Genomic DNA, 21,982 nt, shown 5'->3' with positions numbered 1-21,982 from the left:
CAAAAAAAGAGGACTTCCGCATGTCGAAGCACGCACGTGTCGCGGCGCGAGTCGCGACGTGGGTCGCGACGTGGGTCGCGATGTGGGTCACCATGTGGGTCGCGCCGCTGACCATCGCAGTGGCCGCGCCCCTTCCGCTCCGTGGACAACAGGCTTCAGGTCGATTGACCGGCGTCGTCACCGATGATCAGCAGGCACCGGTCGCCGGCGCGCAGATCACCCTGGTCGGTACCGCGCTCACGACCGTGAGCGAGTTCGACGGGCGCTATCGGCTTGGCAACATTCCCGCCGGCAGCTACGACATGCGCGTGCAACGCATCGGGCAGCAACCCAAGGTGGTGAACATCGTGGTCCGGTCCGGTGAGGAAACGGTGGCCAATGTCTCTCTGGCGTCGTCGGCGGTGTCCATTGGCAGTGTCGTCATCTCGGCATCGCGGCGTGTGGAGAAGCTCACGGAAGCGCCGGCCACCATCACGTCCGTCGGCACAGACGTGCTTGATCGCACCGTGGGCAATGGCTTTGCCAACGCACTCAAGGAGGCGAAGGGGGTCGACTTCATTCAGGTCGGCATGACCAGCATCGCGATCAATGCGCGCGGCTTCAATTCATCGTTCAACAATCGTTTTCTGATGGTCGAGGACGGCCGGATCGCGGTCCTCCCGGAGAACGGGCTGCCCGTGGGTCAGTTCACACCCACACCCAAGGTGGATCTGGCCGGCCTGGAGGTGCTCGTGGGACCGGGATCGGCGCTGTACGGCCCCGATGCCTCGAGTGGTGTGCTGTCGCTGCGCACCAAGGACCCGAAGCAGTTCCCCGGTCTCACGCTCGAAGTCACCGGCGGCAGCCGCTCGTACAAGGACATCCAGGCGCGTTATGCCGGCGTCACGGGCAATGTGGGCTACAAGGTGTCGGGCGAGTACCAGGACGCGAACGACTGGGAGAACTATCTCTGCTACAACTCGGGCGGCAGCATCGTGGCGAGGCCCGGCGTGCGCCCGAGCTGCGCAGCCACGGAAGTGCGTGAAGACGCCATGAAGGCGCCCATCGACTGGACCGCCCGTGTGGCGCGCGGCACCGGTGCGGTGGTGTACTACATGGGGCAGAACCGGCTCGAAGTGAACGCGGGATTGAGTCGCACGGATGGTGTCGGGCAGACGAATGTCGGACGCAATCAGCTGGCGGGGTGGGGCTACAACATCCAGCAACTGCGGTATACCACGCCGCACTGGTACCTGAATGCCTACCGCGCGCAGTCACAGTCGGGCACTTCGTTCGCACTCAATCGGTTTGCCGGTGCGCAACTCACGCCGGCCAACAGTGCGCTCAGCACGGATTCGCTGCGCATGCTCTCGGACTGGCCCAGTGACGGACGCATGTACGCGGCGGAAGTGCAGGGCAACTATCAGATCCAGCCGCTGCTCAACACGCGTCTGATCTTCGGCGCCCAGTACCGCAACGATGTCGTGAGCAGCGACCGGCAGTGGCTCACCGACCGCATTACTGGCAAGGATATTTCCAACGACCAGACCGGCGTGTACGCGCAGAGCACCACGTCGCCGGTGCGCTGGCTCGACATCGTCCTGGCCGGCCGTCTCGACAAGCCGAACGTCTACGATCAGCAGTGGAGCCCCAAGGCCGGTGTCGTCGTCAAGCCGATCAACGACCAGGCGTTCCGCGTGACGTTCAATCGTGCGTTCAAGTCGCCGACCATCCTGCAGACCAACTTCTTCATCCCCGACTGGACGTCGATCATCTCGATCTTCGGCAACACCACCGGCTTCAAGACCGTCGATGCGTCCGGCGCGGTGAAATCCAGCTACAGCCCGATGGTGCCGGAGTCGAACAAGACCTGGGAGTTCGGCTACAAGGGCGTCATCGGGAATCGGCTCCTTCTCGACGGCACCTACTATCGCTCGGACTACAGGAACTTCATGAGTCCGCTCACGATCGTGGGCAATCCGTTCGCCACCGCGGCGGCGGGAGGCCCCACGTTCGCCGTGCCCACGGTCAATCCCGGCAACAACATCCCGGTCAACGCGCAGGGGCGCATCGTGAACCAGGCGGGAATCACGCCCATCACACTGATCTACTACAACCTCGGCGACGCCAAGGTGTCCGGTGTGGATCTGGGAGCGAACCTGATCGCGTCCCGGCATGTGGAAGTCCGCGCCAATCTCTCCACCGTGGGCATCGACGAACTCACCACGCCCACCGGCGCCGCGCCGGAAGCCACCTCGCTCAATGCACCCTCCACCAAGTGGAGCCTGGGTGTCAACGCCAACGACATCGGACGTTTTTCGTTCGGCACCACGTTCCGGAATGTCGTGGGGTACTACTTCCGCTCGGGCTCGAATGCGGGCGTGATCCCGACCTTCGGCACGCTCGACGCCAACGTGTCCCTGCGGTTGCCCACCACGCAGAAGGCGCTGCTGAATGTGGGCGTGGCGAATCTGTTCAGTTGCACCGGACAGAACGTGCGCTACGAAGCGGTGTCGGCCACGTATCCGCAGCCGAATCAGCGCATCGCCAGTGAAGACCGGAAGTGCGGCTTCAACCGCCGGCATGTCGAGATGATCAACATGCCGGAGATCGGCACCATGGTCTTCGTGGGCATTCGGTATACACGGTGAACGTCGGAAGCCTGCTGCCGCGACACGCCGAGTCGCGGCCCGAACATCTGGCGGTGGTTTGCGGCCCCCACCGCCAGACGTTCCGTGAACATGCCGCGCGGGTGAACCGGGTGGCGCACGCGTTGCTCTCGCTTGGCCTGGGCAAAGGCGATGTGGTGGCCATCATGCTGACGAACCGGGTGGAACTGCTCGAGATCTATCGGGCCTGTGCCCTGCTCGGCCTGGTGAGTGTGCCCCTCAGTCCACTCATGCGCGGAGCGGGTCTCGCGACGCTGCTCCGGGACTCCGGCGCGCGGGCGATCGTCACCGCTCACGAAACCCTGCCGGTGGTCGACGAAGCGCGCGCCGATCTCGCCACCTTGCCCGTCGGGCGCTGCATCGTGGTCGACGCCGCGCCCGGCAGTCCGTACACCGACTACGCGACGATGACGGCATCGGCGAGCGCCGAGACACCGGTGCCGCCCGACATCGGCGACGACGATGTGTACAACATCATCTATTCCAGCGGCACCACGGGCGAGCCCAAGGGCATCGTCCACACCCACTACGTGCGTGCGTTGTATGGCGCCCTGTTCGCCAGTCAGTTCCGCTTCACGCCCGAAAGTGTCGTCATGCACGGCGGCTCCCTCGTCTTCAATGGAGCCTTCGTGACGTTGATGCCGGCGTGGTTTCTGGGCTGCACGTTCGTGCTGCAGGAACGCTTCGATGCCGAGCTCTTCATCGAGACCGTCGCCCGTGAGCGCGTCACTCACGTGATGATGGTGCCCTCCCAGATCGTTGCACTGCTCGGCGCCCCCAACTTTTCGCGTGAGAAGCTGCAATCGCTGCAGATGCTGTGTTCCGTGGGGGCCCCATGGCACCGCGAACACAAGGAACGCCTGCTGGCCGTGCTTCCCGACGCACTGTATGAGCTGTACGGGCTCACGGAGGGTTTCATCACGGTGCTCGACCGGAACGACTTCACGTCGCACATCGAATCGGTGGGGCGTCCGATCCCCTTCAGTGCGATGCGCATCGTCGGTGACGACGGACGGACGCTGACGCCGGGGGCGATCGGGGAGATCGTCGGTCGTTCGCCGCTGATGATGCAGGGGTACCACGGACGTCCCGATCTCACGCAGGCGGCCGTGAAGGACGGCTGGTTGCACACGGGCGACGTAGGCTACGTCGATGCCGATGGTTTCCTGCACCTGGCCGATCGCAAGAAGGATCTGATCATCTCGGGAGGCGTGAACGTCTACCCGAAGGACATCGAGGAGATCGCGGTACAGCATCCGGATGTCAGCGAAGTGGCCGTATTCGGGGCCGTTCACGACAAGTGGGGTGAGACACCGGTGGCCGCAGTGGTGCTGCGGGCCGGTGCCGTGGCCGACGCCGACCGGATCCGCGCGTGGGTCAACGCCCGGGTTTCGGCGCGCTATCAGCAACTGCACGCGGTCATCCTCGTCGACGAGTTCCCGCGCAGCACCGCCGGCAAGACGCTGAAGCGGGTGCTCCGGGATCAATATGCCAACATGTGCCGATCGCCCGACACATCGGAAAGACCGGAAGGAGCTTCGATATGAGCGACCACCTGCACCACGTCGTGTTCGACGATGTGGATCTGTTCTACCTCGACATCCCGGGTGGTTCCGGCGACGCCATGCCGCTGGTGCTGCTGCATGGGTTGTCGGCCAACGCCAATACTTTCGGCGGCGTGATCGCCGAGGGCCTCTCGCCGGCGTTTCGTGTCATCGCGCCGGATCTGCGTGGGCGAGCCCGCAGCAGCAAGCCGTCGGTGGGGTACACGATGGCCGATCATGCCCGGGATGTCATCCGACTGCTGGATCATCTCGGACTCGATCGGGTGATCCTCGCCGGGCACTCCTTCGGTGGCTATCTGTCCATCTATCTCACGGCCAACTTCCCCGAGCGGGTGGAGCGGCTCGTGGTGATCGATGCGGCGATCACCGGGCACCCTCGCATCGGCGAGATGCTCAAGCCCTCCCTCGAACGACTCACGCGCGTCTCGCCATCCGCCGAGGCGTATCTTCAGGAGCTGCGTGCGGCGCCTTACTTGGGCGGCATGTGGGACGATGCGCTCGAGCAGTATTTCCGGGCGGAAATCGAGCAGGTGGGCGACGGAACGGTGCGATCGGCGACCAGTGCGGCCGCCATCGGCATGGCCAGCTATGGATTGGCGTGTGAACCCTGGTTGCACTGGGTGCAACACATCGCCCAGCCCACGCTCCTGTTGCATGCCAACGAGGCCTATGGACCGCCGGGAACGCCGCCATTGATGGACGAGGTCTCGGCGCGTGCCACGGCGAAGGCTTTTCCCAACGCCACCTATGTGCCGGTGCCCGGCAATCACATGACGATGCTGTTCGGCGCGAACGCCCCCGTCATCGTACGGGAGATCACGCGATTCGCACGGTCGTCATGACGGCGCCCCTGACCGCGTCCACGACCATATCGTCACGCTACGGCTGGTATGTGGTCGCCGTGCTGACGCTGGCGTACGTCTCCTCGTTCATCGACCGCCAGATTCTCAGCCTGCTCGTCGCGCCGATCCGACGGGATCTTGGCATCAGCGATACCGGCATGAGTCTGCTGATGGGGCTGTCGTTCGCCGTGCTGTACACGGTGCTGGGACTCCCTATCGGCCGTCTGGCCGACGGACGGAGTCGACGGGGCATCATGGCGTGGGGGATCGCCATCTGGAGCGTGATGACGGCCCTGTGTGGCGTCTCACGCACCTTCTGGCAGTTCTTTCTCGCCCGTGTAGGAGTGGGCGTGGGCGAAGCGGCGCTCTCCCCCGCCGCGTATTCGATGCTCACCGACACGTTCCCCCGCGAACGACTGGCGACCGCGCTGAGCGTGTATTCGGCGGGTATCTACATCGGATCGGGGGCGGCGCTGATCCTCGGTGGTGCGGTGCTGCAATGGGTGTCCGGTACGGCGCAGTGGACTTTTCCCGTCATCGGGACCGTACACGCCTGGCAGACCATGTTCTTCGTGATCGGCCTGCCCGGCTTGCTGCTCGCCCTGTGGGTGTGGAGCCTGCGCGAGCCGGCCCGGCGTGCCGCCACCGCCGAGGCATTGCCTACGCGGGAGACGGCAAGATATGTGCGCGACAACCTGCGCACCTTCGTATGCCATAACGTGGGGATCGGCATGATCTCGCTTTCGACGTACGCGGCGTCGGCGTGGCTGCCGACGATCTATGTCCGTCAGTACGGATGGTCGCTGCCGAAGATCGGCTTGGTGTACGGCATTCTCATCGCCGTGTTCGGCACCTCCGGTATCATTGCCGGTGGGCGGTATGCCGACCGGCTGCTGGCGCGCGGGCAACCGAATGCGAAGCTCAGGACCTGTCTGGTGGGGGTGTCCTGTCTGCTGGCTTCGTGTCTGCTGCTGCCGTTCGCGAAGGACAACGCCACGATCGGGACGCTGCTCATCATCCCCACCAACTTCTTTGCGGCCTTTCCCTACGGAGCCGCGGCGGCAGCGGTGCAGGAGCTCTCACCGAACCGCATGCGCGCCCAGATCTCGGCGCTGTATCTCTTCGCCGTCAATCTCATCGGACTGGGTATCGGCCCCACCGCCGTGGCGCTCATCACGGACTATGCGTTCGGACGCGATGACGCGGTCGGCATATCTCTCGTGATCGTGCTGTTCGTGTCCCTGTCCGTCTCCACGATCCTGTTGACGCTCGGGCAGTCTTCATACGTCCGCACCCTGGCGTACCGCGATCGCTGGATTGTGGCACACGCAAACGCACATGCAAATGCACACGCGAATGCGCAGGCGTACTGACACCAACATCGTTTCCGGTATCGTTCCCACTCATCATCCATCGTCATCGTGAAACTGCAAGGACGTGTCGCACTGATCACCGGAGCGGGGCGGGGCATCGGTCGCGCGATCGCGCTCAAGCTGGCCCGTGAAGGAGCCCGCATCGTGCTCAATGACCTCGACGAAGACCCGGCCCGCGAGGTGGCTGGCGAGATCGTGGCACTTGGCGGCGAGGTGGCCACCTGTGTCGGCAGCGTGATCGACGACGGGTTCGCGGAGCGATTCATCTCCACCGCGCTCGATGCATTCGGTGGACTCGACATCATCGTGAACAATGCGGGCTTCACATGGGACTCGGTCATCCAGAAAATGACCGACGAGCAGTTCCAGGCCATCATGGACGTGCACGTCACCGCTCCGTTTCGCATTCTGCGGGCCGCCGCCACACCCATTCGTGAATTCGCCCGGCGGGAGCGGGAAGCCGGCATCGAGCACTACCGCAAAGTGGTCAACATTTCGTCGCTGTCGGGGCTCGACGGCAACGCCGGGCAGGTCAACTATGCGGCCGCGAAAGCCGGCGTGATGGGGATGACCAAATCCCTCGCCCGTGAATGGGGGCGATATCGCGTGACCGTCAATTGTGTCGCGTTCGGTTTCATCCAGACGCGCATGACCCAGCCACTCGACGGAGAAGCCAGCACGGTCGCGGTGGGCGACCGGCAGGTGCGGTACGGGGTGCAATCTTCGGTGCTGGACAGTCTCGCGCAGCAGGTGCCGATGGGGCGGATCGGTACACCGGAGGACGCGGCCGACGGTGTGTATCTCATGTGCGCGCCGGAATCCAACTACATCACCGGACAGGTGCTCCGTGTATCGGGGGGCATGAACTTCTGATCGGTGTCGGGACTTTGGACGCCGGTGGCACGGGACGGTAGGTCAGGGGAATCCGGTGGAGGCAACGGTGCAGCGCAAACACGCCGACGCGAATATCCGTCTGTTGCTCGGGGGCAGCTTCGCACGGGTGTTGACGGCCGTCCGGAAGTGAGCGCCGCGATGCTCCGACACCGTCATCGCCAGGACAGCGGCAGCCAGTAGCTGGCTTTGAGGGCGATCACCTGTGTGCCGTCGGCGCGCAGCGCATCCCACAGGGCCCCCGGTTTCGCGGTCAGGCCAGGTGTCCGCTCTGCGGATCGGTCCTGCTGCCACACCACGAACAGGGTGCACCCGGGTCGCCATTCCCACCGCATGACCGCGTTGCTGCGGAAGGACCGCAGATTGAAGTCATTGCCGGGAAGCGTGAAGTAGGCCGCGCCGTCGTTGACCAGGCGCGCCCCGGTGCTGTCGGGCGCCGAGATGGTGGTGCCCTGTGTCCCGTAGGTGCGCAGATCCCGACTCAGACGCGCGGGCAGCTCTCCGTATTCGTGATATCGTCCGCTGGCGGCGAACGGTTCGGCATAGGTCTCGAACGTCAGGTTCGGCGTCAGCGCATAGTTGAGACGGAACCGGACGCTGTACTGCACCTGGTCCACGTGGGCGAAGATGTAGCGGGAGCCATATGTGGCGGCCGTTCCGCCGGAGCGCGTGGTCACGTACTGACGCGCGTTCTCGTTACCCGAGAAGGCCGGCGTGATGGAGAGCTCCATGCGCGCCCCCGGCCGCAATGTGAGTGCGCCATTCAGGTTGACGGAGTTGCCGCCATCACCCCGCGTGGATGCGCCCGTGGAGAACGACCAACTGGTGCGGGCTCCGGAGCGGCTGGAGATCCCGGCGTTCACCCAATGCTCGCCATACGTGCGCATGAGCGGGCCACCGCGGGTGAGATCGTCCGACGTGGCGGGCAACCCGATGCCCACGTTCATCCACGACCGCAGGAAATTGCGCAACGTCTGATTGCTGTAGAGCTCGAACCCACTGTAGTTGTTCACGCCCCCGAAATTCCAGCCGGCGTATTGCGACAGCCCGATATCCCAGTTGTGGAAGTAGCGTCCCCGTCTGGTCTGCCGGTACCGCAGGTTCGACGACTGACTCAGATCATCGGTGCCACCCAGCCGGCCGGCGTCGTTGATCTCGTATCCGGGAGACTCGGCCGACAGATCAATGTCCCACAGCCACGAGCCGCTCATCTTGCTGTGATTGATGCCGGCGATGTAGCCGTTCATGGACGTCAGACCCGAGTCCACGTGGACATAGTGGGCGTCGGGACGCTGAAAGAAGCGTCGACTCGATCGCTGCTGCGCCAGCATGGCCAGTGAATCGCCGGAGATGTGACTGAAGCCGACAAAGGCGCTCATGTCGTACTTGCCGCCGGCCCATCGGAGACGGGTATCCGCCAGGCCACTGTATGCCCGCTCCGCGAGGGCGCGCTGAGCTGGCGTGCCGTCTTTCAGATTGCGTTCGACCCCGGTGAACATGGCATAGGCGGTCGACCCATCCTTCCCGAATTCCTGCTGTACCACCCCCACGCCGTAGAGCGTGCGCGGCGCCACTTCCACCTCGCGTGGGATCTGCTGGCCGGCGTCGATCACCTGCGCGTTCTCCTGCGCGCTGAGGGCAGTCAGTCCGGCAAAGGACAACTTCGATGGCAGGCGGCCCGACACCTTTGCCGCCCCGAGAATCGTGGTGTTGTGTGGAACGTCGGCGTAGGTTCCACCCGGATTGAGTGGCGGCGGTGCGCCGATGCGCCGGGAGTAGAAGTTGCCGCGGGCGTTGAGCAGTTGTGTGCCCTCCGTGAAGAACGGCCGGCGCTCGTCGAAGAACACCTCGAACGCCGAGAGATTCACCACGGCCGGATCGGCCTCCACCTGGCCGAAGTCGGGATTGATGGTGGCTTCGAGCGTGGCGTTCGGCCCCAGGCCCACCTTCAGGTCGGCGCCGGCCCGCACTTCATTGCGCTGTTTCGCATCGAAGGGGTTGGCCGGGTTCACCGCGCTCTTCGTGCGTGTGTCGCTGGCCACGTACGGCAACACTTCGATGCGCTGCCGGGAGCGCAGCCCTTTGAGCCCCGTCAACTGCCCCATGCGTGAAGACCAGCCGGTCTCGCTGCGCCGCACGAGCATCCAGTAGGCCGATTCGTTGCGCTCCGGAATCAGACGCACGATGTTGATGCCCCACGTCTGTTCGTCGGCCGCCGAGAAACGCAATTGCGAAAACGGAATGCGCATCTCGGCTGTCCAACCCTCCGCGTCCACGGTCGTTCGCACCTGCCACACCGGATCGAACGTATAGTCGCGCGAGTTCTCGAAATCCGATCCGTGATAGTAGTCGACCCGGACACCGCCCGATGTCACAGAGAAGGTGTACGCCGTGCGACGATCGCCGAAGGTATCGAACGAGAGAATGAGCTGTTCGGCACTGCCTTCCTTGTCGCGTCGGGCCACGAGCGGCCGGATGCTTTCGGGGTGACTGCTGTTCATGCGGGCGCCGATATACAGCGCCTGATCGTCGTATACGAACGCCACGCGCGTGGAATCCGAGGCCGCGGCTCCTTCATTGGGCTCACGCTGCGTGAGACCGGTCACGTAGCGCGCCGTCTGCCAGGCGGCTTCATCCAATCGGCCATCGAGGTGGATGCTCATGTCCGTGCGCATGGCTTCGGCGCGGCCTGGCTCGCGAATGAACGACAACGGTGCGGGCCGCGCGGGGGCCACCGGCGACGGCGACGACGGTCCGCCCGGCTGCGCGGTGACGTCTGAGCCGACCACAGTGGTCAACGCCGCGAGCAGCGCGGCCGTGCGCATGAAGAGATTCGACATGGAGAGGGAGGAGGGGAGCACGTCTACGGTCGTTCGCCCAGCGCTTCGGCGGCTTCGCGACGCACGGCTGGATCGGGAGAGGCCAGTGCTTCGCGGAGTGCGGTGCGCGCTTCCGCGCTGCGGAAACCGGCCAGTGCCTCCACGGCCTGTTGACGGACCCGCGCGTTGCCATCGTCGAGCAGTCGACGGATGATGGTGACTTTGGCCAACGATGGGGTCCGTTCCGCATATTCGAGCGCCGATCGACGGACACCGGCCGATGTGTCGGCCAGCAGCGTCGTCAGATCGCGTGCGGGGATGAGGATCCGATGTTTCGTGAGTGATTCGAGAGCGGCCACACGCACACTGGCAATCGGGTCGCCGAGCAACCTCAGCAACGAGGTGCCGAAGTTTCCCTCGGACATATAACCCAGCGCCTCGGCCGCATGCTCGCGTACGCGCGCCGAAGAATCGCTCAGCATGCGGGTGAGTGTCGGCACGGCACGCGCATCGCCGAGGTGGCCCTGCGCCTCGGCCACGGCCGAACGCACGTCGCTGCTCCGGTCACCGGCAATGGCCAGCAGGGCGGGAACCGCGGTCACGCTGCCCAGGCTGCCCAATGAAGTGGCGGCCGCAGCGCGAACGCTGGCTTCAGTGTCCTGCAGACGTTCGATGAGTGCGGCCACGATCGTCGGATCGGCAACATCGGCAACATCGGCTGCGTCGTGCGCATCATCCTGATCGTCCGACGTGTCGAACTCCTGCTCGCGGTCCGTCGCATCGTTCGCGCTGTCATTTGTGGTGTCCGCGGTGACGTCCACGCTCCTTCCCACGATGACCTGCGGCTCCATCGATTCCGGCGTGGTGGGTTCGCCTGCACGCGATGAGGGCGTCGCGATACCGCGCACACCTGGCATCGCGGCTACGATGGCAGAGAGCAGCACCGTGCCAATCGCCACGGTGAGGACGCGTGACATGGGTAGACTGGCCCGTCGACCTTCGATGAGCCGGGCGATACGCGTCACCAGCAGCGATCGCTGCTCCGCCATGCCGGCCACGGGCACGCCCAGGGGCGAGGCTTCGATCCAGTCCGCGACACGTGCCAGGCAATGCGCCAGCGGCAGCCCCGAGCCGGTGCGTTCCGCTGCCCAGTCGTCACAGAGAAACTCCGCATTGCGCTGGAGCTCCCGACGGGCGAGACGATTGAGCGGCTGGAAGAAGAAGATCCGCTCCATCAACGAGGCGAGATCGAGCCAGAGAGGATCGCGGCGCGCCAGATGGGCCAGTTCGTGTGCCAGCATGCCGCGCTGCTCGTCCGCGGTGAGTTCGGTGAGCGCCGCCTCGGGTACGCAGATCTCATGCAGACCGAGTGCGACCGGACTCGCAATGGTGTTCACCGATGTGAGCCTCACAGGCGACCGGAATCGCACGGTGCGGCGCAGCGTGGCGAGCATGTCGGGGAGGGCACCGCTCGTGACCTGCTGACGGTTCGCCAGCCGACCGGCCAGCAGCAGGCGGCGCGCCACGTACATCAGCACCAGCGTCAGCGCAACGAGCGCCCATATCCCCACGAGGGCCGATGCGATCGTCCGTGAGGAGAATGATGCGAGTAATGATGCGAGTGGGGAGGCAGATGGGGCCTTTGACGATGCAGGGGACGAGGCAGACATCCCGGCAACGGCAGGGGTTGCGATGCCTGCCGGCAGGGGCGCCCGCGCCTCGGCCACGAAGTGCTCACGGCGTCCCGCGTTGTTGAGTTCCGATTCGACGGATACCGCGCCGAGTGTCGTGTGTGAAGGTGTGAGCAGCAAAAACGATCCGGATGGACTCACATGCAGGGCCATCTGCACGGGCGTCGTGAGCAACCCTCCAACGAGCGCGAGTTTCCAGAGGAAGTCCATCGTACCGATGGAAAGCCGCCCCCACCGCGCCAACAGCCAGGTGATACCCAGGAGCGCCGAGCTGTGGATCGCGTAGGTCAGCAACCAGGCGAGTGCCGTCGTGACGATCGATTCCATTACTCGGTGTCCTCCGGGTGAGGTGTCGCGGCATCGAGCATGGCGCGAATGCGCTCACGATCACCGGGTGTGATGTCCTGCGCGGTGAGCAGATGACTCACGAGCGCTGGCACGTCTCCCTCGAAGAGGCGGGCAGTGAACTCGCTGACCATGGAGTGGCGCGCCGCGTCCTCGGTGATCAGGGCGCGATACACGAATTGCCGCGCACTCGTGCGATGTGCGACCGCGCCGCGTTTTTCGAGACGGGACAGCATGGTCGCCAGCGTGGTCTGGGCCAACCCGCGCTCGTCGTGCAGCGCTTCCCAGATTTCGACGACCGTGGCTTCACCGCGCGCCCAGAGCACGCGGAGAATGGCCAGTTGCAGTGCCGTGAAGTTGTGCTGCTCTGACATGGAAGCCCCGGAGTTTTACGACACATGTAGTTCTACATGTGTAGTAGAAGCCTGTCAAGAGACCGAAGCCGCCGGAAACGGGGGGAACGGGGGAAACGGGAACACCTACGGCGTCCGACACACATTGGTGTCGGCCCGGCAATTCGCGAAACCGCGGACGGGACGCGATACTGTCGGCATCGCAGAGTCATAGGGCATCATGCTGCTCCATCACGATTTCACCGCGATGTGCCATGTCATTGTCTTCCCGTCGGGTAATCATCACTCTCGTGTTCTGGATCGCCGTCCTGGCGGTGCCGTTGCTCTCCTTTCGATTCGGACTTGGAAAGGAACTGCTCTTTGGAAGAGAACTGCTCAAATACGGCGTCGCAGTGTTTGCCGGTGCGACCCTTGGTCTCCTACCCTGGGCGTTTCTGCTCTATCGCCGTCAGGGCAACACCGCCGTGGGGCTGGCGACGTGCGCGACATTGGTCGCGTTGCTGGCGACCCTGCCCCGGGGACTGCTGACATTCCTGCTGGGAATGTGGCCGATCTCTGCCGTGGCGGCTGTCGGCACATTCGCGGCGCTCTATGTTGCCGGAGGTCGTGCGGAACGACTCGCCCAGGCCGAAGCGCGTGCGCGCCTCGACGCCGGTGAAGAAGACGAGAATCGGTTGCGCTGAGAGACCAGGAGGACGCCGGAGAAGCACGCCGGCAGAGCCGCCGTCGGGTACGTCAGCCGTTCATGCGCTACACCGTCGCCACCAGCAACTCTTCCGAATTGTCAGGTGGGCGCAGGCCATCGGTTCTGTCGGCGAAATAACGCGCGGCGAGTTCCGCTGCCGACACATGACCAACGGTCGAGAATCCCGCGTCGCGGGCAAGGTCCATGATCTCGTCGGGCATGAAGAAGCTGATGAAGGGCGTGCCGCTGGCCCGTGCCCCCTCCATTGCGCGCTCGACACCGATTCGTATATCGGGTGCCAATCGACCCGGCGGAAGCATGAACGACATCACGAGTGTCGTGCCCGGCGCGAGCGACGCGATGTGTTGCAACGTGGTCGTGATCGCGGTGCGGGTGAGATACATGCTCACGCCAGTCGACGCCACCACTGCGGGACGTACGGGGTCGAACCCCGCGGCCATGAGACGCTCCCACCACCGATCGCCGGCCTCGAAATCGACCGGTACGAAGTGCAGATGTGGCGGGACGCCGAAGCCGAGTTCGAGGAGGCGTTGATGTTTCCACGCCTGCGGTCCCGGCTGGTCGATTTCGAAGACGTGCATATGGGTCGCCAGCTCCGGTCGACGCTGAACGAAGGTGTCCAGCCCCGCACCCAGGATGACATACTGTTGGACACCCTGTTCCGCTTGCTTCATGACGAAGTCTTCGACGAAACGCGCCCGTGCCAGAATGGAGGCGCGAAACGGTCGTGTGAAGGGACCCATGTCCGGACGACTCTGCCACTCCGCATCGGGAGCGGCGAGAACGAGGCCGACCCGATCCTCGAACACATGAGGCAATGGATCGACTTCGACATGCAGTGCGCGCCACAAGGCGGTGCGCACCGCGGTCTGATCAGGTGTTGCTCTCTCCTGGTTCATGATGCGTGATGAGATGTGTAGGGAGGCATGTGCACAAGGTATCACGGTCGACGGAGGATGGCTCCGAATCCCGCTGGACACGCCGACGGTCCCGTCCGGCACGGTATCCTTGGGATCGCGGCGCAACACGGACAATCTGCGGCACTTCCCGTTCTGCCGGAGCCTTCATGATCGCATCGTTTCGACCACGTCATTGTTCGTTTCTTCCCGCCGTTGTGGCTTTCACATTCATCGGCGGATCGATGGTATCGGCGTCGCGGCTATCCGCCCAGTCGAAACCCCCGGTGGAGTGGCCAACGTACGGCGGTGACGCCGGAGGACAGCGATACTCGCCGCTGACGCAGATCGACCGCGCCACCGTCGCCCGACTGATACCGGCATGGACCTTTCATACGGGCGAATTGTCCGAAAAAGTCGAACGGGGTGCGCCACCGTCGCTGGAGGTGACGCCACTCATGGTGGACGGCACCGTGTACGTCAGCACGCCGTTGGGGCGGGTGTTCGCGCTCGATCCGGCCACCGGGGCGGAGCGGTGGCGTTTGGATGCCCGGGTGCCGGTGAACGCCGGTTATGGTGACTTCACGAGTCGTGGCGTGTCGTACTGGCGGGACGCGCGCGCCGGCACGTCACGCCCCTGCGCGCGACGCATTCTGGCGGTGAGCATCGATGCCCGGCTCTTTGCCCTCGACGCCCGGTCGGGCGCACCGTGCCGCGATTTTGGTGTGGCCGGCGTGGTCGATCTGCGCAAGGGACTTCGCACGGCGCCCTTCGAGTTCCCTGCGTATCAGCAGACATCGCCACCGGCCGTCATCGGCGATGTCCTGGTGATCGGATCATCCATTGCCGACAACTCTCGCCTTGATCCGGCCAGCGGTGAGGTGCGGGCCTTCGATGTGCGCACGGGGCGTTTGCTGTGGACATTCGATCCCATTCCGCAGCATGCGAACGATCCGCACCGCGCCGCGTGGCAGGGACACGAGCGCACCACCGGCGGCGCCAATGTCTGGTCGGTCATCGTCGGTGATGCGGCGCTCGGTCTCGTGTATCTCCCCACGTCGAGTCCGGCGCCCGACTATGTGGGCACCCAGCGCCCGGGCGACAATCGGTATGCCAATTCCCTGGTGGCCCTGCGTGTGCGGGATGGATCCGTGGCATGGCATTTCCAGACCGTGCATCACGATCTGTGGGACTACGACAATGCATCACCGCCGGCGCTGACCGAGGTGCGCGTGAATGGGGTCGGTACACCGGCGGTGGTGCAGGCCACCAAAACCGGGCAGCTGTTCGTGCTGGACCGCCGCACCGGCGTGCCGCTCATTCCCGTGGAGGAACGTGCCGTGCCGCGGTCGGATGTTCCCGGTGAACACGCATCGCCCACGCAGCCCTTCAGTGCCATCACCCTGTCGCCGCATTCGTTCGCACTGGACAGCGTGTGGGGCGTCACCGAGGTCGATCGGATGGCCTGCCGCGAAATCCTTGCGCCCTTGCGCAACGAAGGCATCTTCACGCCACCCAGTCTGCAGGGCACGCTGATGCTGCCATCCAACATCGGCGGGGCGCATTGGGGTGGAGTGGCTATCGATCCCACGACGCGCACGGCCTATGTACCGGTCAATCGCCTGATGGCGCTCGTGCAACTCATTCCGGACTCGCTGCATGATCCGAAGGCGATGGCCAGCAGCCGCACGGACGATCAGTTCACGCGTATGCGAGGCACGGGGTACGTGATGCGACGACGCATGGTGCTTGCTCCCAGCGGTCTGCCGTGTTCGCCGCCGCCGTTCGGTACGCTCGTGGCGGTGAGTCTCGACAATGGGGCGATGCGCTGGCAGGTGCCACTCGGGGCCATGCGGCGTGACGGTGGACCGGAGACTCCCGAAGCCTGGGGGTCTCCCAATCTGGGCGGACCCCTGGTCACGGCCGGCGGTCTGGTGTTCATGGGCGGTTCGATCGATCGCACCATACGGGCTTTCGACAGCGCGTCGGGAGACGTGCTGTGGCGTGGGGCGCTGCCGGCAGGTGGGAAGGCGACCCCCATGACCTATGCCTTCGAGGGACGGCAGTATGTGCTGATCGCGGCCGGCGGTGGTGGTCCCTGGGGGGCGGGCGACGCGATCGTGGCATTCGCTCTCCCTCGGGAGTCGCGTTGACGTGAACGACCAGACGCGGCTCGGCGGTCGTTGGCAGGCGTGGGCATTCGGTGCTGTCTTCTGGACGATGCTGGGGCTGCTGTCATTCAGCTATCGTTTTCTCGATACCGTGACGCGCGGGCACGATCAGCCTTTTCAGATCACGCTCATCGAGGAGCTCACCGGTGCGTGGGGGGCGGGGCTGCTGGCGGTCGGCGTGGCCCGCGTCACCCGTGTCCTGCGTGGACGTGGTGTGCTGTTCCTGCTGCATGTGCCGGCGATGCTGGTCTATTCGGCGCTGCACACGACCTGGAACTGGGGCACGCGGGCCGTGGCATTTCCATTGGCCGGTCTCGGGGCATACGACTACGGCACCATGGGGTGGCGCTATCTCATGGAGCTGGGCAACGACGTGTTCGGGTATGGCGTGATCGTGCTGGCGGTGACCTTCCTCGATCAGCAGCGCGAGCGTCAACGGCAGGCGTTGCAGGTCATGGCGCTCGAAGCCGAGGTGTCGCAGGCGCGCTTGATCGCCCTGGAAGCCCGGCTGCAACCGCACTTCCTGTTCAACGCGCTCAATACCATTTCGGGCGTGATGTACGAGGACGTCACCGTTGCCGATCGCATGCTGCACCGTCTGTCGCGTCTGCTCCGCCGGACGCTCGACAGTTCGGCGGGTCTGGTCACTTTGCGTGAGGAACTGGCAACGGCCGAACTCTGGAGCAGCATCATGACGGCGCGCTTTGCGGATACCCTGCGCTTCGAGCAGCAGGTGGAATCGCAGGCGTTCGACGTGCTGGTGCCCACGCTGCTCCTGCAACCGCTGCTGGAAAATGCGGTGCGTCACGGGTCCGGAACGTCGGGAGATGCGGCCGTCGCTGTCCCGCTGATCGTACGCATCGTGGCCCGTCGCCACGGTGATCATCTGGAACTGGCCATTCACGACAATGGTGTGGGATGGCAGAGCCGCGAATCCACCGCGCTCACCAGTGGGGTGGGGCTCAGCACCACGGTTCGCCGGTTGAGGACGCTGTACGGAGACGACGCGTCGTTGAATCCGGAGACGGCCGTCGATGGTGGTGCGGTGGTGTGCGTGCGGATTCCGTGGCAGGTCGATGCATCCATCGACACCGCCGTCGAAGCCCCTGTGGACGCATCCAGAGAGATCCGCGCTTCGTGAGCGGCGCGGACGGTGGGGCAGGGCCGTGGCGTGTGCTCGTGGCCGACGACGAAGCGCCGGCCCGGGCCAAGCTCCGGCGTTTCCTCGAGCAGGTGCCGGAAGTGGGCCGCATTCTCGAGGCACGCGACGGCCCGGCCGCGCTCGGCATCCTGCGTGACGATGCCGTGGATCTCGTGTTTCTGGACATTCAGATGCCGGGCATCGATGGCCTCGCCGTGGCGGATGCCATCGCACGACTGCCTCAGGCATCACATCTGCTCGTCATCTTCGTGACGGCCCATGCCGATCGGGCGGTGCGGGCCTTTGCGTTGTCGGCGCTCGACTATCTGCTCAAGCCGTGGGACGGCGACCGGTTTGCCGCGACCATCGATCGTGTGCGTCGCACCATGCAGATCCGGAACGATGCCGAGGAACTGGCGTGGCATCGTCGCAATGTCGTGCACGAGACGGCGCCATCCCCGTTGCCGGACCGTCTCGTCATCGGCGAGCGTGGGGTGAACGGGACACGGGGCACGCAGCAGGTGGTCCCCACCCGTGCGGTGATCTGGATCGAAGCCGATCGCAATCACGTGGTGCTCCATGGTGTGGACCAGCAATGGCGTACACGCGGCCCACTGGCGGCACTGGCGGCTGCCGCCGATCTGCGGCGCTTCCGGCAGGTCTCACGCAGCGCCTATGTGAACCTCGATGCCATCGTGCGAGTGGAATCCATCGGGCATGGCGATCAGCAGGTGCATCTGGCCGGCGGACATGTCGTGCGTGTCAGCCGACGCTATCCGCTGCGGTTGTCGTGAACAGTCGGGCACCGTAGTGCGATCGTGCCCCCGCCTGGAGGTGCGTGCAGGTACCCGGAGCATCCCCACGAGGAGCACGCTTCGGCTTCTGGAGACTTCCAGTCGGTGCATCATGAACTTCGAGACGCAACCATATCTCGGTGGGAACGGAGCGGGTATTTTGCGCCGCGATAACCGATGAATCGCTCATGACGCAGGACCACGCGCGATGATTCTCGCGCAGGTTCGCGCAATCGGCATGCCGCGGCGCAGGTCCGGAGGGGCGTGCGGATCTGGTCGGTCACCGACGCCTGGGTGGTGACGATGGGCCGCCAGGGCCCGTACTCGCGGGCGACGCGATCGTCGTAGACCGTCTCCGGGCGATGCCGATGATCCGACACCAACCAAAACTCCAATTCCGACCCTATTATCCCTCTTGCTGTTTCGCTCCACGGTACACACTATCCCGGCTTACCCACACCTCAGCCCAAGATCATGGATGCGCTGCGCGCCAGGTTGGAAACGGCCCTGGCAGCCCGATACACCATCGAGCGCGAACTCGGCGGTGGCGGGATGTCCCGGACGTATCTGGCTCGCGAAGTCGCGCTGAATCGACGCGTCGTCGTCAAGGTGCTCGCGCCTGAGCTGCTCGCGAATATCTCCGTCGAGCGTTTCCGGCGCGAAGTGTTGCTCGCCGCGCAATTGCAGCATCCGCACGTCGTACCGGTGCTTGCCGCCGGCGACACGGACGGCATTCCGTGGTTCACCATGCCCTACGTCGCCGGCGATTCGCTTCGCCATCGGTTGGAGGGCGGCCCGCTTCCGCAGGCAGAAGCGGTCAGCATTCTGCGCGACGTGGCGCGAGCGCTGGCATACGCACATGGGCAGGGCGTCGTACACCGCGACATCAAGCCGGACAACGTTCTGCTGTCGAGCGGCAGTGCCACGGTCACCGACTTCGGCATCGCCAAGGCCATCAACGCCGCGCGAACCGATGGCGGCCATGCCAGCGGCGACACACACGACACAGCGCTTACGCAGGCGGGCATGTCGATTGGCACGCCCATGTACATGGCGCCGGAACAAGCATTCGGCGATCCTGCCATCGATCATCGCGCCGATCTCTATGCCTTCGGCGTGATGGCGTACGAAATCATTGCCGGCCATCCGCCCTTCCAGGGGAGTACGCCCAGCAAGCTGCTCGCCGCGCACATGGGGGAACCTCCGCGCGATCTGCTCGAGCTGGCACCCGATTGCCCGAAGGCGCTGTCGGCGATCGTCATGTCCTGTCTGGCCAAAGATCCCGAGCACCGGCCGCAGGGGGCGCGGGACGTGGCCAAAGTGCTCGACTCGATCACCACCACTGGCAGCGGCGCCGTGACGCCAGCCATCCTGCAGGGCGGCCAGATCCATCTTGCGCGCGCTACCGGCGTCTGGGCAGCGGCAACGGCATTCGTGACGCTCACGGCATGGGCAGCCACGTCGGTGGTCGACCTGCCCGACTGGGTGCTTCCAGGTTCGGTCGTCGTCATGCTGGCCGGCCTGCCACTCATCGCATTTACTGCCTTCACCCAACGCACGGCCCGGCGTGTTTTCAGCGCTACCCCTGGACGGGCCGCTCCGCAGGGCACGATGACCACGATGGCGATCTCGGCCAGTCCTCACCTGTCGTGGCGGCGAGTCTGGCTGGGCGGTGGTGTGGCCGTTGGCGCGTTTGCCGCACTGGTCGTCGGCTTCATGGTCATGCGGGCCATGGGAATCGGCCCGATGGCGTCGCTACGGAGCAGCGGAACGTTCGGTTCGCAGGAAACGGTGATGGTGGCTGATTTCACCTCGCCCGCCAGTGATTCCACCCTGGGCGCTACCGTAGCCGAAGCACTCCGCACCGATCTCGCGCAGTCGTCATCGCTCAAGGTGCTGACCCGCGCTGCCATTCGTGACCTGCTGTCGTGGATGAAGCGCCCCACGGATGTGCCCCTGAATTTTGACGTCGCTCGCGAAATTGCCACACTTGAAGGCGCCAAGGCCGTGCTGGATGGCAGCATCCAGCAGCTTGGTTCGAGCTATGTCGTGTCGGCGCGATTGGTGGGCGCGCTTGACGGACGTGAGCTGGCGCTGTTCCGGCAGGAAGCGGCCAGCCCGGATGCGCTGCTCGTCGCGGTGGGGAAACTGTCGCGTCAAGTGAGAAGCAAAGCAGGCGAGTCACTGCGGACGATTCGTGCCAGTCGGGAGCTCGAGCGCGTCACCACGTCATCGTTGCCAGCACTCAGAAAGTATGTGGAAGGTTCACGGCTCGCGGATGAACAGGCAGAACCCGAACGCGGTGTTGCTCTCCTGCGCGAGGCCGTAGAGATCGACAGTTCGTTTGCCATGGCCTGGCGCAAGCTCGCTGTGTTGCTTGGCAATGAAGACCTCGATCGCACCGGGCGTATCGAGGCCATCAGCACCGCCTGGCGTCATCGGGAGCGGTTGACGGAAATGGAGCGGCTGCTGACCGAAGGCTACTACCACCTGAATGGTCCGACGCGCGATCTCGACAAGGCCGCGGCAGCCTATGGCGCGGCCGCAGCCCTCGATTCCACCAGTGCCTCTGCCCTCAATGCCGCCGCTGTGGTCCTCGTCATGAAACGCGATTACAAAGGGGCCGAAGCGCTGTTCCGGAAGGTCACGAAACTCCCGCGCACGTTCGGTGGAGCGTTCACCAATCTGCTGCTGATGCAGATTGGCACCGGACGGACAGAAGCGCTCGATTCCACCGTACAGGCGTTTCGCGTGGCCTTCCCACAAAGCAACAACATCTGGGAGGCGGAGGCATGGGCTGCCTTTGGGAAGGGCGACTACGCGCGGATGGACAGTCTGAGCCGATCCATCGCCACTCGGCCAAAGACGCTTCGTCAGGCAACCGTTTCGGCGTCTACCGTGGCCCAGGTGGCCGAACTGCAGGGTCGCATTCGTGAAGCCCGGCAGTGGCAGGCCAAAAGCGGCGAAGCATTGCTCCAGGCACAACCGACGGTGGCCAACCGGCTGGCTGTCGCCCTCGACACCGTCTACTTCGAAGCGGCATATGGCGACAAACCCAGCGCACTGGAGGCACTCCAGCGCGGCCTCAAGCGCGCGCCGATGGCTGACATTCCGGCCACTGAGCGTCCGTGGGAGTTACTGGGCACAATAGCCCTCGCGCTGCGCGATCCGAAGTTGATGCGAACGGCGGTAACCGGCGCCGAGCAGGATCTTGTGTCCTCCGCCTCCGACCTCGCCGGCGTGCGCTCTGTGTTGAGCGCCGGTCTTGCCTATACAGAGGGGCGGTGGAATGACGCCATCCACGAGATCACCATCGCCGATCGACGGTTCGAGACCAGCGAGCGATTTGCGGACGTGATCCGGGGCGTGTCCTGGAAGGAGCTTGGTCGAGCCGACTCTGCAATAAGCGCCTTCGAACACTTTCTTGCTACGCCAAGTGTGGACCTCGATATCGATGCGCGATGGCGGGTGACGGTGCTCCGGAGTCTTGGTGAGCTGTACGAGGCGAACGGCCAACGTCAGAAGGCGATCGATGTGTACAGCCAGATCACGCAGCTTTGGATGAAGGCGGATCCAGCGCTGCAGCCCTGGGTGCAGGAGATTCGCACGCGGGTCGACAAGTTGCTGCGGCAGTCGGGGTGAGCGCGGCCGACGGGATCAATCACCCGACCTGCTCGCGCCGGGGCCGGTGGGGCACGCCAGCGGGTCGACTTCGAAGATCTGCTGGAGCACCGCACCATCACCCGC

14 protein-coding genes are annotated in these 21,982 nt (G+C 64.8%); 10 read left to right on the top strand and 4 right to left on the bottom strand.

The genetic code is table 11. The annotated features are described in order from the left end of the window. Nucleotides 1–20 precede the first annotated feature (20 nt). Genes WG208_RS15790 through WG208_RS15770 form a run of 5 tightly spaced genes read left to right on the top strand, consistent with a single transcriptional unit; the run spans nt 21 to nt 7,301 of the window. Nucleotides 21–2,630: a TonB-dependent receptor gene (locus tag WG208_RS15790; RefSeq protein WP_337172338.1), complete on the top strand. Its 2,610-nt coding sequence runs from the start codon at nt 21–23 to the stop codon at nt 2,628–2,630. Next, the gene (locus tag WG208_RS15785) at nt 2,627–4,195 is read left to right on the top strand and encodes a class I adenylate-forming enzyme family protein (protein WP_337172337.1); all 1,569 of its coding nucleotides are present in this window, start codon (nt 2,627–2,629) and stop codon (nt 4,193–4,195) included. Before WG208_RS15790 ends, WG208_RS15785 begins: the two co-directional genes overlap by 4 nt. Further along, on the top strand, nt 4,192–5,055 hold the full coding sequence (locus WG208_RS15780; protein WP_337172336.1) for an alpha/beta hydrolase: 864 nt from the start codon (nt 4,192–4,194) through the stop codon (nt 5,053–5,055). The genes WG208_RS15785 and WG208_RS15780 overlap by 4 nt, the downstream gene beginning before the upstream one ends. Further along, nucleotides 5,052–6,428 (top strand): MFS transporter, encoded by a 1,377-nt coding sequence (locus WG208_RS15775; RefSeq protein WP_337172335.1) that lies wholly within the window; start codon nt 5,052–5,054, stop codon nt 6,426–6,428. Before WG208_RS15780 ends, WG208_RS15775 begins: the two co-directional genes overlap by 4 nt. A gap of 45 nt (nt 6,429–6,473) precedes the next feature. Beyond that, nucleotides 6,474–7,301 carry an SDR family oxidoreductase gene (locus tag WG208_RS15770; protein ID WP_345787013.1) on the top strand — a complete coding sequence of 276 codons (828 nt, stop codon included), beginning with the start codon at nt 6,474–6,476 and terminating at the stop codon, nt 7,299–7,301. Between the two features lie 173 nt (nt 7,302–7,474). Here the strand turns inward: WG208_RS15770 and WG208_RS15765 are convergent, their stop codons facing one another. From WG208_RS15765 to WG208_RS15755, 3 genes are read right to left on the bottom strand one after another with little or no spacing between them, the layout of a single operon-like run. Then, nucleotides 7,475–10,159 carry a DUF5916 domain-containing protein gene (locus tag WG208_RS15765; RefSeq protein ID WP_337172333.1) on the bottom strand — a complete coding sequence of 895 codons (2,685 nt, stop codon included), beginning with the start codon at nt 10,157–10,159 and terminating at the stop codon, nt 7,475–7,477. A gap of 23 nt (nt 10,160–10,182) precedes the next feature. Further along, on the bottom strand, nt 10,183–12,156 hold the full coding sequence (locus WG208_RS15760) for a M56 family metallopeptidase (RefSeq protein WP_337172332.1): 1,974 nt from the start codon (nt 12,154–12,156) through the stop codon (nt 10,183–10,185). After that, nucleotides 12,156–12,548, bottom strand: a complete 393-nt coding sequence (locus WG208_RS15755) for a BlaI/MecI/CopY family transcriptional regulator (RefSeq protein ID WP_337172331.1) — start codon at nt 12,546–12,548, stop codon at nt 12,156–12,158. The genes WG208_RS15760 and WG208_RS15755 overlap by 1 nt, the downstream gene beginning before the upstream one ends. A 233-nt stretch (nt 12,549–12,781) precedes the next feature. Between WG208_RS15755 and WG208_RS15750 the strand changes: the two genes are divergently transcribed. Beyond that, nucleotides 12,782–13,210: a hypothetical protein gene (locus tag WG208_RS15750; protein WP_337172330.1), complete on the top strand. Its 429-nt coding sequence runs from the start codon at nt 12,782–12,784 to the stop codon at nt 13,208–13,210. A gap of 67 nt (nt 13,211–13,277) precedes the next feature. On the opposite strand, the gene WG208_RS15745 is transcribed toward WG208_RS15750, so the two are convergent. Next, nucleotides 13,278–14,132, bottom strand: coding sequence for a class I SAM-dependent methyltransferase (locus WG208_RS15745; RefSeq protein WP_345787007.1), 855 nt, complete (start codon nt 14,130–14,132; stop codon nt 13,278–13,280). Nucleotides 14,133–14,299: 167 nt separating this feature from the next. Here WG208_RS15745 and WG208_RS15740 point away from each other — a divergent pair, with 167 nt between their 5' ends. The 4 genes from WG208_RS15740 (at nt 14,300) to WG208_RS15725 (ending at nt 21,877) form a co-directional block, all read left to right on the top strand. Then, a complete protein-coding gene (locus tag WG208_RS15740) occupies nt 14,300–16,282 on the top strand; it encodes a pyrroloquinoline quinone-dependent dehydrogenase (RefSeq protein WP_337172328.1) in 1,983 nt (660 codons plus the stop codon). Between the two features lies 1 nt (nt 16,283). After that, nucleotides 16,284–17,441, top strand: a complete 1,158-nt coding sequence (locus WG208_RS15735; protein ID WP_337172327.1) for a histidine kinase — start codon at nt 16,284–16,286, stop codon at nt 17,439–17,441. Then, nucleotides 17,438–18,235: a LytTR family DNA-binding domain-containing protein gene (locus WG208_RS15730; protein WP_337172326.1), complete on the top strand. Its 798-nt coding sequence runs from the start codon at nt 17,438–17,440 to the stop codon at nt 18,233–18,235. Before WG208_RS15735 ends, WG208_RS15730 begins: the two co-directional genes overlap by 4 nt. A gap of 474 nt (nt 18,236–18,709) precedes the next feature. After that, entirely contained in the window at nt 18,710–21,877 is a 3,168-nt protein-coding gene (locus WG208_RS15725; RefSeq protein ID WP_337172325.1) for a protein kinase, read from the top strand. Nucleotides 21,878–21,982: the final 105 nt, after the last annotated feature.

The organism is Gemmatimonas aurantiaca (assembly GCF_037190085.1).
GTDB classification, from domain to species: domain Bacteria; phylum Gemmatimonadota; class Gemmatimonadetes; order Gemmatimonadales; family Gemmatimonadaceae; genus Gemmatimonas; species Gemmatimonas aurantiaca_A.
Note: the sequence above shows the minus strand (reverse complement) of the source record. Positions and strands in the feature narration are given on the sequence as shown.